This window comes from Paracidovorax konjaci (assembly GCF_900112675.1).
Taxonomy (GTDB): domain Bacteria; phylum Pseudomonadota; class Gammaproteobacteria; order Burkholderiales; family Burkholderiaceae_C; genus Paracidovorax; species Paracidovorax konjaci.
The window spans coordinates 44032-57772 of the sequence record NZ_FOMQ01000003.1 but is presented as its reverse complement, the minus strand read 5'-3'; the positions used below and the strand labels follow the sequence as shown (position 1 = coordinate 57772).

At 68.4% G+C, this 13741-nt stretch carries 12 protein-coding genes; 9 read left to right on the top strand and 3 right to left on the bottom strand.

Features of this window, described 5'->3' with window-relative positions:
* Positions 1-16 precede the first annotated feature (16 nt).
* Together BM144_RS04825 and BM144_RS04820 are read left to right on the top strand one after the other, a co-directional pair.
* Positions 17-1072, top strand: coding sequence for a methionine ABC transporter ATP-binding protein (locus BM144_RS04825; RefSeq protein WP_092950182.1), 1056 nt, complete (start codon positions 17-19; stop codon positions 1070-1072).
* Positions 1073-1079: 7 nt separating this feature from the next.
* The gene (locus BM144_RS04820) at positions 1080-1745 is read left to right on the top strand and encodes a methionine ABC transporter permease (protein WP_092950181.1); all 666 of its coding nucleotides are present in this window, start codon (positions 1080-1082) and stop codon (positions 1743-1745) included.
* A 30-nt stretch (positions 1746-1775) separates the two neighbouring features.
* Here the strand turns inward: BM144_RS04820 and BM144_RS04815 are convergent, their stop codons facing one another.
* A complete protein-coding gene (locus BM144_RS04815) occupies positions 1776-2630 on the bottom strand; it encodes a helix-turn-helix transcriptional regulator (protein WP_139225633.1) in 855 nt (284 codons plus the stop codon).
* Between the two features lie 188 nt (positions 2631-2818).
* Between BM144_RS04815 and BM144_RS04810 the strand changes: the two genes are divergently transcribed.
* Entirely contained in the window at positions 2819-4102 is a 1284-nt protein-coding gene (locus tag BM144_RS04810; RefSeq protein WP_092950180.1) for an SGNH/GDSL hydrolase family protein, read from the top strand.
* Between the two features lie 36 nt (positions 4103-4138).
* Here BM144_RS04810 and BM144_RS04805 read toward each other — a convergent pair whose 3' ends face one another.
* Together BM144_RS04805 and BM144_RS04800 are read right to left on the bottom strand one after the other, a co-directional pair.
* Positions 4139-5011, bottom strand: a complete 873-nt coding sequence (locus BM144_RS04805) for a tetratricopeptide repeat protein (protein ID WP_175525952.1) — start codon at positions 5009-5011, stop codon at positions 4139-4141.
* Positions 5012-5091: 80 nt separating this feature from the next.
* On the bottom strand, positions 5092-7395 hold the full coding sequence (locus BM144_RS04800) for an MBL fold metallo-hydrolase (RefSeq protein ID WP_092950178.1): 2304 nt from the start codon (positions 7393-7395) through the stop codon (positions 5092-5094).
* Positions 7396-7767: 372 nt separating this feature from the next.
* Here BM144_RS04800 and BM144_RS04795 point away from each other — a divergent pair, with 372 nt between their 5' ends.
* The 6 genes from BM144_RS04795 (at position 7768) to BM144_RS04770 (ending at position 13607) form a co-directional block, all read left to right on the top strand.
* Positions 7768-8565 (top strand): MetQ/NlpA family ABC transporter substrate-binding protein, encoded by a 798-nt coding sequence (locus BM144_RS04795; RefSeq protein ID WP_092950177.1) that lies wholly within the window; start codon positions 7768-7770, stop codon positions 8563-8565.
* 265 nt (positions 8566-8830) lie between these two features.
* Complete coding sequence (locus tag BM144_RS04790; protein ID WP_092950176.1) at positions 8831-9313, top strand: rhodanese-like domain-containing protein; 483 nt, start codon at positions 8831-8833, stop codon at positions 9311-9313.
* Positions 9314-9342: 29 nt separating this feature from the next.
* Positions 9343-10293, top strand: coding sequence for a serine O-acetyltransferase EpsC (epsC, locus tag BM144_RS04785; RefSeq protein ID WP_092950175.1), 951 nt, complete (start codon positions 9343-9345; stop codon positions 10291-10293).
* Positions 10290-10562, top strand: coding sequence for a helix-turn-helix domain-containing protein (locus BM144_RS04780; RefSeq protein ID WP_092950174.1), 273 nt, complete (start codon positions 10290-10292; stop codon positions 10560-10562). Before epsC ends, BM144_RS04780 begins: the two co-directional genes overlap by 4 nt.
* Positions 10563-10632: 70 nt before the next feature.
* Complete coding sequence (locus BM144_RS04775; RefSeq protein ID WP_092950173.1) at positions 10633-11565, top strand: family 2A encapsulin nanocompartment shell protein; 933 nt, start codon at positions 10633-10635, stop codon at positions 11563-11565.
* A gap of 17 nt (positions 11566-11582) precedes the next feature.
* Positions 11583-13607, top strand: coding sequence for a family 2A encapsulin nanocompartment cargo protein cysteine desulfurase (locus BM144_RS04770; RefSeq protein WP_092950172.1), 2025 nt, complete (start codon positions 11583-11585; stop codon positions 13605-13607).
* Positions 13608-13741: the final 134 nt, after the last annotated feature.

The following is a 13741-nucleotide window of genomic DNA, read 5'->3' as shown; positions in this document are numbered from 1 at the left end:
CGCCAAGCGCACAGCCATGATCGACTTACGGGGTATCACCCAGATTTACCAGGGCCCGACCGGGCCCGTGGAAGCACTGCGGGGCATCGACCTGCACATCCAGCCGGGCGAAGTGTTCGGCATCATCGGCCGCAGTGGCGCGGGCAAGAGTTCGCTCGTGCGCGTCATCAACCTGCTGAACCGGCCCACGGCCGGTGAGGTCGTCGTCGCGGGCCGGGACCTCACCAAGCTCGGCGATGCCGACCTGCGCGCGGCGCGGCGCGACATCGGCATGGTGTTCCAGCACTTCAACCTGCTCTCGTCGCGCACGGTGTTCGACAACGCGGCGCTGCCGCTGGAGCTGGCTGGCATGGACCGCGCCGCCATCCGCGAGCGCGTGAACCCGCTGCTCGAACTGGTGGGCCTGTCGCACCTGGCCACCCGCTATCCCGCGCAGATCAGCGGCGGGCAGAAGCAGCGCGTCGGCATCGCGCGCGCGCTCGCCAGCCGCCCCAAGGTGCTGCTCTCCGACGAGGCCACCTCCGCGCTCGACCCCGAGACGACGCGCTCCATCCTGGCCCTGCTGCGGCAGGTGAACCGGGAGCTGGGCCTCACCGTGGTGCTCATCACCCACCAGATGCAGGTCATCAAGCAGGTGGCCGACCGCGTGGCCGTCATCGATGCGGGCCGCATCGTGGAGCAGGGCCCCGTGCTGGAGGTGTTCACGCGCCCGCAGCAGCCCATCACCAAGAGCCTGATCGACGAGATCGTGCCCCAGGACCTGCCCGAGAGCGTGCTGGAGCACGTGCGCCACCTCGCCGCGCAGCTCGCCGTGCAGGGACAGGGCGGCGTGGGCCGGCTGCTGCGCCTGTCGTACGCGGGCGAGCGGGCCTACCAGCCCATCCTCTCGCGGCTGATCCGCGAGCACGGGCTGGACCTGTCCATCCTGCACGGGCAGATCGACGAGATCCAGGGCCAGACCTTCGGCTCGCTCGCGGTGTATGCCAGCGGCGAGGGGGCCCGGCTGGACCAGGCGGTCGCGCAGTTGCGTGCCGAGGGCGTGGTGGTGGAAGAAGTGACCGTGGAAGGCTGAGGCGGATATGTTCGAGAATTTTTCGGAAATGATGCTGGAGCTGTTCGTCAGCTCGCTGTGGGAGACGCTCGTGATGGTGGGCATCTCGGGCCTCGTGGGTGCGCTCATCGGCATCCCGCTGGGCGTGTTCCTGCGCCTGACCGACCGCGGCGGCGTGCTGGAGAACGGCCCCGCCAACAAGATCGTCGGCTGGATCGTGAACGCCGTGCGCTCCACGCCGTTCATCATCCTGCTGGTGGCCATCATCCCGTTCACGCGGCTGATCACGGGCTCCTCGATCGGCACGGCGGCCGCCGTGGTGCCGCTCACCATCGCCGCGGCGCCCTTCGTGGCGCGGCTGGTGGAAGCCTCGCTGCGCGAAGTGGACAACGGCCTCATCGAAGCCGCGCAGGCGATGGGCGCGACCACCTCGCAGATCGTCTGGAAGGTGCTGCTTCCCGAGGCGCTGCCCGGCATCGTGGCCGGCCTGACCATCACCTTCGTGAGCCTCACGGGCTACTCGGCCATGGCCGGGGCCATCGGCGGCGGCGGCCTGGGCGACCTGGGCATCCGCTACGGCTACCAGCGCTTCCTGCCGGACATCATGCTGGCCGTGGTGGTGGTGCTGATCTTCTTCGTGCAGGCCGTGCAGAGCCTGGGCGACTGGGCGGTGCGCCGGCTGAGCCACCGCTGAGGCGGGGAGGGCGCCGGCCGCCCGAGCGGGTCAGGCTCGGCCCGCCCTGAACTCGCCGGGCGTGAGGCCCAGCCGGCGCTTGAAGGCGCTGCTCAGGTGCGCCTGCGTGGCGAACCCGCATTCGGCCGCGATTTCCGCGATGGAGCGGGCCGGGTCGAGCAGCAGCAGCCGCGCGCGCTCGATGCGCCGGTCGATCACGTACTGGTGCGGCGACTTCTGGAACGAGTGCCGGAACAGCCGCGTGAAATGGTTGGGGCTGTAGCCGATGGTGCGCGCCATCTCGGGCACCGACATCGGCCGCCCGAGGTGTTCGTCGATGTAGGCGCGCAGCGCCTCCCACCGCGCGCGCGGCCGTGGCTGCGCGAGGGGCGCGCCGTGGTGTCCGCCGCCCCGGTGCCCGTCCCCGTAGCGGCCGCGCAGATAGGTGGCGAGCGTCAGCGCGAGCGCCTGCACGTAGGCCGTGCCCAAGGGCTGGGCCTCCCGCGCCTGGGCTTCCAGCCGCTGGACCAGGTCCGTGATGTGTGGGTCTTGCACGCCGGTGCGTGCCGCCGTTCCGGGCGCGAGCACCCCCTCCAGATGCACCCAGGCGCAGTGCATCGCGTCGCCGTCCCAGCGCACGTCGCTCACCACCGTGCCGGCGGGCAGCAGGTCCACCGTACCGCTGGTGCGGCGCCAGGCGCGGTGGAGACCGTCGCAGCGCATCTCGATGGCGCAGGCGCCGCCGGTCCAGAGCATCAGCGTATCCGCCGGCATCGAACCGAGCTGCGCGGTGCCCGCCGGCGCCAGCCGGAAGCAGCCCATCGGCGGGCCGGCCCAGGCGGGCGGCGCGAGCAGCCCCGCCTGAGCGCAGGGCGCGGCGGGGCGGGAGGCGGCGTCGGCATCCATGGGCGCAACGTAACGGGCCCAGCTTGCCGAAAACTGACAGCGGCGCCGAACCGGGCTCAGGGTGATCCCTGGGTCGGTTTTTGAACGCGCGCATCCGTTCTTGAAAGACCGGGCGCAGAGCGCACTGCTAACGTGCCTTCCGCCCGGACCCCGGCGCCCAAGACCTATTCCAACAGGAGACAGTGCCCATGACCATCCCGCCCCTCGCCCCATCCCTTCCCCTGCGCCGCCGCACCCTGCTGGGCGCGCTCTGCGCGGGCGCCGTCCTGCAGGGCTGCGGAGGCGGAGGAGGCGGGGGCGCCACCTCCCTGCAGGCCGCCTGGACGGCCCCGGTCGCGGACTACAACGCCGCCACCGCCCTCGGAAGCGCCCCGCCCGCCAGCATCGAGAACCAGACGGTCCGCCAGACGATGCGGATCGCCGCCGGCGGCACCGGCGTGCGGGTGCGCGTCTCCAACCTGTTCGGGCCCGCGGCGCTCACGATCGGCGCGCTGCACATCGCGCGCAGCGCCGGCGGAACGCGGATCCAGCCGGGCACCGACGTGGCGCTGACCTTCGGCGGCCAGGCCTCCATCACCCTGCCCGTGGGCCAGGAGGCCTGGAGCGACGTGGCGCCGATGCCGCTGGAGGCCCTGTCCGACGTGGCCGTCTCGGCCTATGTCGGCCCGCGCACGGCGCTGGGCACCTACCACCAGCTGGGCGTGCGCAACACCTACATGGCCACGGGCAATGGGGTGTCGGCCACCGACATCGCGCCCTCGGCCGCGCCGACCACCGCGTACTACTGGGTGAGCGGCATCGACGTGCAGAACGCCTCGGCCCGGGGCACGATCGTCACGTTCGGCGACTCGATCACCGACGGCTTCGCCTCCACCGTCGATGCCTCGCGGCGCTACCCGGACGCCCTCGCGCGGCGCGTGGCGGCCGATCCGTTCCTCTCGGGGGTCAGCGTCGTGAACGCCGGCATCTCGGGCAACCGCATCCTGCACGACGGGGTCGGCCCGCGCGGCGCGGGGCGTTTCGACCGCGATGTGCTGCAGGCCACCGGCGCTACGCATGCGATCGTGCTGATCGGCATCAACGACATCGGCTTTTCCAACCTCGTGCCCGGCGAGGCGGTGACCTCCGACGAGATCATCGCCGGGCTCGGCGGCCTGGTGCAGCGCGCGCGGTCCGCGCGGATCAGGATCTACCTGGGCACGCTGCTGCCGTTCGACCACGCGCTGGCGCCGGATGGCCAGCCGTCCCCGTACTACGACGCGGCGGGCGATGCCAAGCGTGCGCGCGTGAACGCATGGATACGGGGCAATGCAGCGCAGGCCGACGGCGTCATCGATTTCGACGCGGCCCTGCGCAACCCCGATGCGCCCTCCCGGCTGCGCACGGCCTACGACAGCGGAGACCACCTGCACCCCAATGACACCGGCTACCAGGCCATGGCGGATGCCATCGACCTGTCGTGGTTCCGGTAGGGGGCAGGCCGCCGTCCCGCCGCCGGCGTGCTGGCCTCAGTGCGCGTGGGGATGAGCGCTGCGAGGCTTCGGGGCGTCCGGGGCTCCGTCCTCGTGGTCATCGTGTTCGTGGTCATCGTGGGGTGCCACGCCCTCGCGGGATTTCAGCCACCACTGCCGCGCGAGCGCCGGGTCCGCGGGCACTCCCGCGCCACGGTGGTAGGCTTGGCCAAGGGCTTTCTGCGCCTGCGGGTTGCCCGCATTCGCCGAGCGCTTCAGCCATTCGATGGCCTTGGCCGGGTCTTTTTTGACGCCCAGCCCCGCCTCATAGCTCACGTAGAGCTCGTACTGGGATTTGGACGCGCAGCGGTCATCGGCCATGGCCGTCTTCCGGTACCAGCGCACTGCCGCGGCATGGTCCTGCCGGACCCCGCCCAGGCCGCCCCGATAGAAGTCGCCCAGCATGCATTGCGCACGCACCACCTGGTTCCGGGCCGCGGCATCGAACCACCTGAAGGCCTGCGCCAGGTCTTTGGGGGCCCCGGCGCCGTTGAGATGGGCGAACCCGAGTTCCACCTGCGCGGGCCCGTGGCCCAGCTCTGCGGCCTTCAGGAGGTGCTGGCGGCTGCGCGCCATGTCGATCGTGGCGCCGGATCCGCCGTTGAAGAACTTGCTCAGCTGGTAGTGGCTGTCCGCCACCCCCTTGTCCGCCGCGGCGGTGTACAGCTCGAACGCCTTCTGCCTGTCGATCGGCACTCCCGTTCCGTCCCGGTAGCGATCGGCCAGATCGTGCATTGCGCGCGCATCGCCCGGGCCGGAGGCCGACGGCCCGGGGGTGGAGAAGGACGGCGTGGCTGCGCAATGCAGAGAGGCCGCGACAGCCAGGCTTCGGAGCAGGGCTCCTGGCGTGAATGGGCAGGGTGCGCTCATGGGCATCGGGCTTTCAGGCGGTCGAAGATGTCAGGGCCGCACGCGGCCGGATGCGGCCGGCCGCGTGCGCCGCGGGGTCGTTACTGGAAGGTCTGCGAGACGTTGGACGGCACCACGATCTCGCTCGCGGGCGTCAGCGACAGCGTCACCGTGCTGCCCTTCCTGACCGATTGCAGGATCGCCCGGGCGTCGGCCAGGGAGTTCACGCGCTGCGTGCGCAGGTACTCCGGCGGATGGAAGGTACCCTTGGCCGCGTGCACCGACTCGACCGGGCCGCCTTTGTAGACGATGGTCGCGTTCATGCCCGGGCTGAACTGCGAGTAGCCCTCGGGGATGTATCCCTTGTAGCCAGAGTCCTGCACGTCGAGCGCGACCTGCACGTAGAAGCCTCCGGGATCATTGGTGTACTGGTCCGTCGCCGTGACGATGCCGTTGGCCAGCAGCGGCAGGCGAGGGTTCTTGTTCTGCGGGCCGACGAACCCCTGGATGATCCGGCCCTCATCCAGCACGGTGGCGCGCACGGCGGTGAGCCCGTTCTCGCGCCCCGGCTTGAAGGGGCCCGAAGTCTCGATGCTCTTGTAGGTGGTGTTGGCCGCATCGCTCGCGCGATACGAGGCCACGGAGCGGCGCTTCTCCAGCTGGTTCGAGAACTCGCTCGTGATCTTCGTGCCGTTGACGCTCGGGGAGTCGAAGACCCGCGAGGACATGGCGTCCAGCATCGTCAGTTGCCGGCCGGCATTGGCAGGATCTCGGTTGTAGGCCTTCAGCGCCTGGTACACCTCGACGATCGGGAACTGGTTCGTGTGCTGGGGCGAGACGAAATCCACGTTCACCGTGTTCTGCAGGTAGCTGAACCCGTGCTGGAAGGACAGGCGCAGCCAGCCGTTGCTGGCCGTGGGCGTGTTCAGGCCATTGAAGCCGTAGCCGCCGTGGTAGCCGAAGGTGTAGAACTTCCCGTCCGTGGGGTTCTTCACCTGGAACAGCATGTTGGTCGTTCCGGGGGTGTGGCCGGGCGACCAGATCACCATGATCTTCACGTTCCCGTAGTCGTACCACCGGTCATACTCGTAGAAGTTCGTGGTTCGCGCCCGGATCACCGTCTCGGACGCGGGGAGGGCGCCCGCGATGTTCCAGGTATTGCCCTGCATGTCCGACGTCACCGCGACCGCGTCTTCCCTTGAGGCCCACAGCGCGATCTTCTTGCCGGCGTTGTCCATCATCTTGAGCTGCTCGACGACGGTGCCGTAGTGGTCGCTGTGGCCATGGGTCAGCCAGATGTCGGTCACCGAGCGCGGGTCCACCCCCATCAGCTCCATGTTCTTCCAATACTGGTAGCCGCTGTTGGGCCAGCCCGCATCCACCTTGATCACCTTGTCGTCGGACGGATCGTTGGGCGTGCCCATGTCCGCCTTCAGCAGATACGAGGCCACTTCGTTGTCACCCACGTAGTACAGGGTGTCCTTGATCATCTCGAAGGGCTCCGTGCTGCGCGAGTAAGGCGCCGAGGTCGGGCTCGTCGCGTTGATGCTCATGTACGGTTGCCCGGAGACGGGGTCGTTGCCCTTGTCCGCGAGCATCGGGCTCTGGGACGGGACTTCCCAGACGGGCTTGCCGTCGGTCTGGGATTGCGGCGTGAAATACCAGATCGCGACGACCTTCGCCGCATCGGCGTTCAGGTAGCTGCGGTCGAACAGCACGTAGGCCGCCTGGCGCGACGTCGTGCTGTAGTCGTAGTTCGCCGTCACCGGGATGGACGCGAAGCTCGCCGCGGCGCTCTTGGAGTAGTTGTCCGTGTTCACGTTGAACACGACGGCGTCCGGCGCCACGGAGTAGGTCTCCTCGTACCGGCGGATGGGGCGCTCGAACGCGCGTCCGGCCTGGTCGGCCGTCACCGTGGTGCCGTCCCCGAGGGTGATCGAGCCCGTGCCTTTGTTGTACACCCAGCCGGCCGCCACCATCGGCCCGGGGGCGTCGCCATGCCGGCTCACCGACGCACCGTACTTCTGCAGATTGAACTGCGCTGCCGCAGACTTTCCCTTCGCGAGGATCACATTGAAGGTTTGCGCGGGGTTCTCGGGCACGGTAGCTTGGTCCGTTCCGCCGGGAATCCAGTCCACCAGGTTGCCGGGCACCAGCGCTGCCTTGATCGAATCCACGCTGCCGGCGCTCACGGCGCCGGTGGTCACGGTCCGGACGCCGCTTTGCGACAGGATGGCCACGCTGACCGTCTGATGGCCCGACGCTTCGGAGCGGAGGGTGGGCTCCGCGTACACCATCCCCGCCGAGCGGACGACGCCCGGGGAAGAACTGCCACCGCAGCCCAGCATGGCGGCCGATGAAATGAGCAGACTCAGCGAACGCCAGTCTGTGATTGCAAGGTTCATGGTTTGTCTCCTGTGGATTTCTTGTGATTGCGAGCGGATGCGCAAAGGGCGTGGCCTCCGCAGCCGCTGCACCGTGAGCCGTTCAGAAAGGGCGTTCGCCGGGCGCCGGTCATGCGCTTAGGAAAAAGTCCTCAAAAGGCACTATTCCCATTCAGAAGGTGTTTTGTTAACGTTAACATCGCGATGCGGCGCCATTGTTGACGCCAACCATGGGGATGAAATCGGTAGTAACCCGGGACAACATTCCTTGATGGCATTGCGCGCCACGGGCTGGTTTATGCCCGGGTGTTGTAAGGAAATGAAAACCTATTGTTATGGGTTGTATGACGTGAAACCTAAGATGCACGCTTTCCCATACGACAAGGTGATTCCGTGAACAAGCGCTCCCTGCTGCAGTCGGCCCTGGCCCTCGCATTCGCCGCCGGCTTCTGCAACCCCGTCCTGGCGCAGGACAAGCCGCTCAAGATCGGCGTGACGGCAGGCCCGCACGCGCAAATCTTCGAACAGGTGAAGAAAGTGGCCGAAAAAGACGGCCTGAAGATCCAGATCGTCGAATTCAGCGACTACGTGCAGCCCAACGCGGCGCTGGCCGCCGGCGACCTGGACGCCAACAGCTACCAGCACAAGCCCTACCTGGACGCCCAGGTCAAGGACCGTGGCTACAAGCTTGTCTCCGTGGGCTACACGGTCAACTTCCCCATCGGCCTCTATTCCAAGAAGGTCAAGAAGCTCGAAGACCTGAAGGAAGGCGCCCGCTTCGGCATTCCGAACGACCCGACCAACGGGGGCCGTGTGCTGCTGGTGCTGCAGGACAAGGGGCTCATCAAGCTGAAGGAGGGCGCCGGCCTCAAGGCCACGCCGCTGGACGTGACCTCCAACCCCAAGAAGCTGAAGTTCGTCGAACTCGATGCCGCCCAACTGGCTCGGTCCCTCGACGATCTGGATGCCGCCGCAATCAATACCAATTTCGCGCTGTCCGCGGGCCTCAACCCCAAGACCGACGCCATTGCCCAGGAAAGCGCCAAGAGCCACTACGTGAACCTGATCGCCGTGCGCGAGGCCGACAAGGACAAGCCCTGGGTGGGCAAGCTCGTGAAAGCCTACCAGTCGGACGAGATCCGCCAGTACATCGAAACCCAGTTCAAGGGCGCAGTGCTCGCGGGCTGGTAAACGCTCCTTTTTGTTCTGTTCGCCGGCCTTCCGGCGAACGGGGCAGGCCCTGGCCTGCCCTCCAGAAAGCCGCATGCAGCCTTCGGGCGGCATGCGGCTTTTGCTTTGCGACGCAGAGCGCGGCCCCATGTCGACTATGGATGATTTTGTTTTGAAGTTTTAATTTTTTATTCTTTTGGGTTCCGTGGGGCGCGACCTAAAGTGGCCGACAGCGCGCTTTCCAAGAAAAAAGCCGCTTCCATCCATAGCCCAGGAGAAGCTCCCCATGTCGTCCGCCGCCACCCTCGAAACTGTTTTGCCGACCGAACTGGAAACTGCACGCGAGCAGGCCCAGCGCGAAGGTCTGGCGTATGCCGGAGGTGTGTCGCCACCCGTTGCCTGGCGGCTGCACCAGGAAGGCGAGGCTGTGCTGGTGGACGTGCGGTCGGCGGAAGAACGCAAATTCGTCGGGCACGTGCCGGGTTCGCTGCACGTGCCATGGGCCACGGGCACGGCCCTCACCCGCAACCCGCGCTTCGCGCGCGAGCTCGAAGCCAAGCTGGCCGCGCACGGCGGGCGCAACGCCGTGGCGCTGCTGCTGTGCCGCAGCGGCAAGCGCTCCGTGCTGGCCGCGCAGGCGGCGGCCCAGGCAGGCTTTGGCACCGTGTTCAATGTGCTCGAAGGCTTCGAGGGCGAACTGGACGCGCTGCAGCACCGCGGCGGTGACGACGGTTGGCGTTTCCATGGCCTGCCCTGGGTGCAGGACTGACCACGGGCGATCCACGAGGAAAGTTGCCCATGGCCACCTTCGACATTGCCGGCATCGGCCACCGATTGCATGCTGTGCGCCGCGAATGGCGCGAAGCCCAGAACCGCGAGCAGGAGCCGGCGGGCCGTGAGTTCCCGTCGCGCGATGCGGTCGCGCGCATCGTGGAGCAACTCAAGGGCGCACTGTTTCCGCTGCGGCTCGGCCCCCATGACCTGCGGCCCGAGAGCGAAGACCTGTTCGTGGCCCACCAGCTCGATGGCGCCCTGCAGACCCTGCACGGGCAGATCGCGCTGGAACTGGGGCACGGCATGCGCCATGCGGGCGCCGCGCCCGACGCGGAAGGCCAGGAGGCCGCCGCCCTGAACGCGGCGCGGGCTTTCGCCGAGGCGCTGCCGGACATCCGCCGCCTGCTGGATTCGGACGTGCTGGCCGCCTACCGGGGCGACCCCGCGGCGCGCAGCGTGGACGAAGTGCTGCTGTGCTACCCCGGCGTGCTGGCGATGATCCACCACCGGCTCGCGCACATCCTCTACGGGCTGGGCCTGTCGCTGCTGGCGCGCATGGTGTCGGAGCTGGCGCATGCGCAGACAGGCATCGACATCCACCCGGGCGCACGCATCGGCGCCGGCTTCTTCATCGACCACGGCACGGGCGTGGTGATCGGCGAGACCGCCGTGATCGGCGAACGCGTGCGCCTCTACCAGGCCGTGACGCTGGGCGCCAAACGGTTCCCCACCGATGCCGAAGGCCGGCCGCAGAAGGGCCTGGCACGGCATCCGCTGGTGGAAGACGACGTCGTGATCTATGCCGGCGCCACCATCCTCGGCCGGGTCACCCTGGGCCGCGGTGCCGTCATCGGAGGCAATGTCTGGGTGACCTACGACGTGCCTGCCGGCGCCCACATCACGCAGGCGACGGCCCGGGAAAATGCCCGGGAGGGCGCTCCTTCCCAGGAGCCGCCGGGAGGGGCGGGCGCATGACGGCGGATCTGGTCAAAGGCTTCGGTATCGCCGTGCGCCAGTCGCGTGAGTCGATGGGCTGGTCCCAGGAGCGGCTGGCCGAGTATTCCGACCTCAACCGCTCGTACGTCGGGGAGATCGAGCGCGGGGCGGTCGTGCCCTCGCTGGTCACGGTGTCCAAGCTGGCCACGTCGCTGGGCGTGCCCGCGTCCGCCCTGCTGGGGCGCGGGGAGCAACTGGCCGAGGCGCGCCGCAGCGATCACGGAGGCTTGGCGGCTATAGCATGTTGAACGCGACAGTGGAGGCCGGGACACTCTGCGGGTTTTCCATCACCGCTACGAACCACAGGGAGTTTTTGACATGTCGGCAACACTGGGCGGAACGACCGCACTCGGCGACAACGCAGCACGGCAACTGGCGAACGCCACCAAGACCGCGCCGCAGCTTTCCACCATCAGCCCGCGCTGGCTCACGCACCTGTTGCAATGGGTGCCGGTGGAAGCAGGTATCTACCGGCTGAACCGGGTCAAGAACCCCGAGTCGATCAAGGTCACCTGCACGGCCAAGGAAGAGGAGAACCAGCTTCCGCGTACCTTCGTGGACTACGAAGAGAACCCGCGCGAGTTCTTCCTGAATGCGGTTTCCACCGTGCTCGACGTGCACACGCGCATCTCCGATCTCTACAGCAGTCCGCACGACCAGGTGAAGGAGCAGTTGCGCCTCACCATCGAGACCATCAAGGAGAACCAGGAGAGCGAGCTCATCAACAACCCGGACTACGGCCTGCTGGCCCAGGTGACCGAAGAGCAACGCATCTTCCCGCTCACGGGCGCGCCCACGCCGGACGACCTCGACGAACTGCTCACCAAGGTCTGGAAAGAACCGGCCTTCTTCCTGACCCATCCGCTGGCCATCGCCGCCTTCGGCCGCGAAGCCACGCGCCGCGGCACGCCGCCGCCCACCGTGAGCCTGTTCGGCTCGCAGTTCATCACGTGGCGCGGCATCCCGCTGATCCCTTCGGACAAGGTGCCCGTGGCCGACGGCAAGAGCAAGATCCTGCTGCTGCGCGTGGGCGACCGTCGCCAGGGCGTGGTGGGCCTCTTCCAGCCGGGCCTGCCGGGCGAGCAGAGCCCCGGCCTGTCGGTGCGCTTCATGGGCATCAACAACCATGCGATCGCTTCCTACCTCATCTCGCTCTACTGCTCGCTCGCCGTGCTCACGCCCGACGCGCTGGCCGTGCTCGACGATGTGGAAGTGAACCGCTACCACGACTATCCGGACACCTACAAGTGAGCGGCGGGGGCGCACCCATGGCGATTTCCTCCTCGACGACCCCTTCCTTGCCCGGTGCGGCCGACGGCGCGCCGTCGCCGCTGGATGTCGCGCAGCTCGCACGCATGGCCAATGCGCTGTTCGGTGCAGCGCCGGGCCAGCAGGCCCTGGCTTCGGTTCCGGGCGTTCAGGCTCCCGTGAACGTGGCGCCCGCCGGCTCCCCGCTGGCCAGCCCTGCGGGACTCGCGCCGGGCATCCCCGGCACGCCCGTGCCGCTGGGCCAGATCCCGGGCAGCAATCTGCTGCCGTCATCGCCGACGCCCCTGGCGTCGCTCGCCAACCGCGCGCCGGGCTTGCTGCCGCATGCGCAGGCGGGCAACGGCATACCCGACCATGCGCTCGGTGCCTTGCCGGCCTACGAGCCGCGCGTCGGCAGTGCGGTGACCGGTGTTCCTCCGGCCGTGGCGCCTGCTGCGGGCGGTGCCGCGGCAGTCGCATCGCCTGCGTCGGCTGCACCGTCACCCTTCTATTTCAGCGACCTTCCGAAGCCTGGCGCGCCTTCCGCCGCAGGCCCGCGGGAGCCCGGTGGGCTGGACGCGCTGGCCCGCCTGCCGTTCGCCGTGCCCGAGGTGCCCCGCGCGGCGCCCGCGCCCGGTTCCGCCGCGGCGGGTGCGTTGCCTTCGGCCGAGCCGCGCTTCTACTTCGTGGATGCGGTCACGCTGCCCGATGGCTACGTGACGCCGCCCCATCCCTCGCGGCAGGGGCGCGGCACCGACAGCGGCACGGCTTCTGGCCGAGGGGCGGACGCGGGTGCGGCTCCCGCGGCCGGTGCATCCGCGCGCAGCGCCTTCGACGTGCATGCGCTGCGGCGGGATTTTCCGATCCTTGCCGAGCGCGTGAACGGCAGGCCCCTGGCATGGCTGGACAACGCGGCCACCACGCACAAGCCGCGTTCGGTGATCGAGCGCATCAGCCACTTCTACGAGCACGAAAACTCCAACATCCACCGCGCGGCCCATGAACTGGCTGCGCGCGCCACGGATGCCTACGAAGGCGCCCGCGAGCGCGTACGGCGCTTCCTGAACGCACCGGACGTGAACGAAGTGATCTTCGTGCGCGGCACGACGGAGGCCATCAACCTCGTGGCCAAGAGCTGGGGCATGCAGCACGTGGACGAAGGCGACGAGATCATCGTGAGCCATCTGGAGCACCACGCCAACATCGTTCCATGGCAGCAACTCGCGTCCGCCAAGGGGGCGAAGCTGCGCGTGATCCCCGTGGACGACACCGGGCAGGTGCGGCTGGACGAGTACCAGAAGCTCCTGAATTCGCGCACCCGGATCGTCGCGGTGACCCAGGTGTCCAATGCCCTGGGTACGGTGGTTCCGGTCAAGCAGATCGTGGAGATGGCGCACCGCGCAGGGGCGCGGGCGCTGGTGGACGGCGCGCAGTCCGTGTCGCACATGCGCGTGGACGTCCAGGATATCGGCGCGGACTTCTTCGTCTTCTCCGGCCACAAGGTGTTCGGGCCCACGGGCATCGGCGCGCTGTGGGGCAAGCGCGAGGTGCTCGAAGACATGCCGCCCTGGCAGGGCGGCGGCAACATGATCGCCGACGTCACCTTCGAGAAGACGGTGTACCAACCGCTGCCCAACACGTTCGAGGCCGGCACCGGCAACATCGCCGATGCGGTGGGCCTGGGCGCGGCGATCGACTACGTCGGCCGTGTCGGCATCGAGGCTATAGCGCGCTACGAGCACGAACTACTGGAGTACGGCATGCGTGCGCTGGGCAGCGTGCGTGGCGTGCGCCTCATCGGCACCGCGGCCGACAAGGCGAGCGTGATGTCGTTCGTGCTGGCGGGCCATACGACGGCAGAGGTGGGCGACGCGCTCAACCAGGAAGGCATCGCCGTGCGCACGGGCCACCATTGTGCGCAGCCCATCCTGCGCCGCTTTGGCGTGGAGGCCACGGTGCGGCCATCGCTGGCGTTCTACAACACGTTCGAGGAAATCGATCGCCTCGTCGCCGTGGTGGAGCGGCTGGCCGCGCGCAGGCCTTGAAAGTGCCCGGCCGCGCGAATCGCGAAGTGCGGCCGATCCATCCTTGAAAGCCCCCGGCGCCGCAGGTTCCGGGGGCTTTTTCCGTTCCGGTCCACTGGAGCGAATGCGCGCTTGCCTGACAGCCGCCGCCGGTA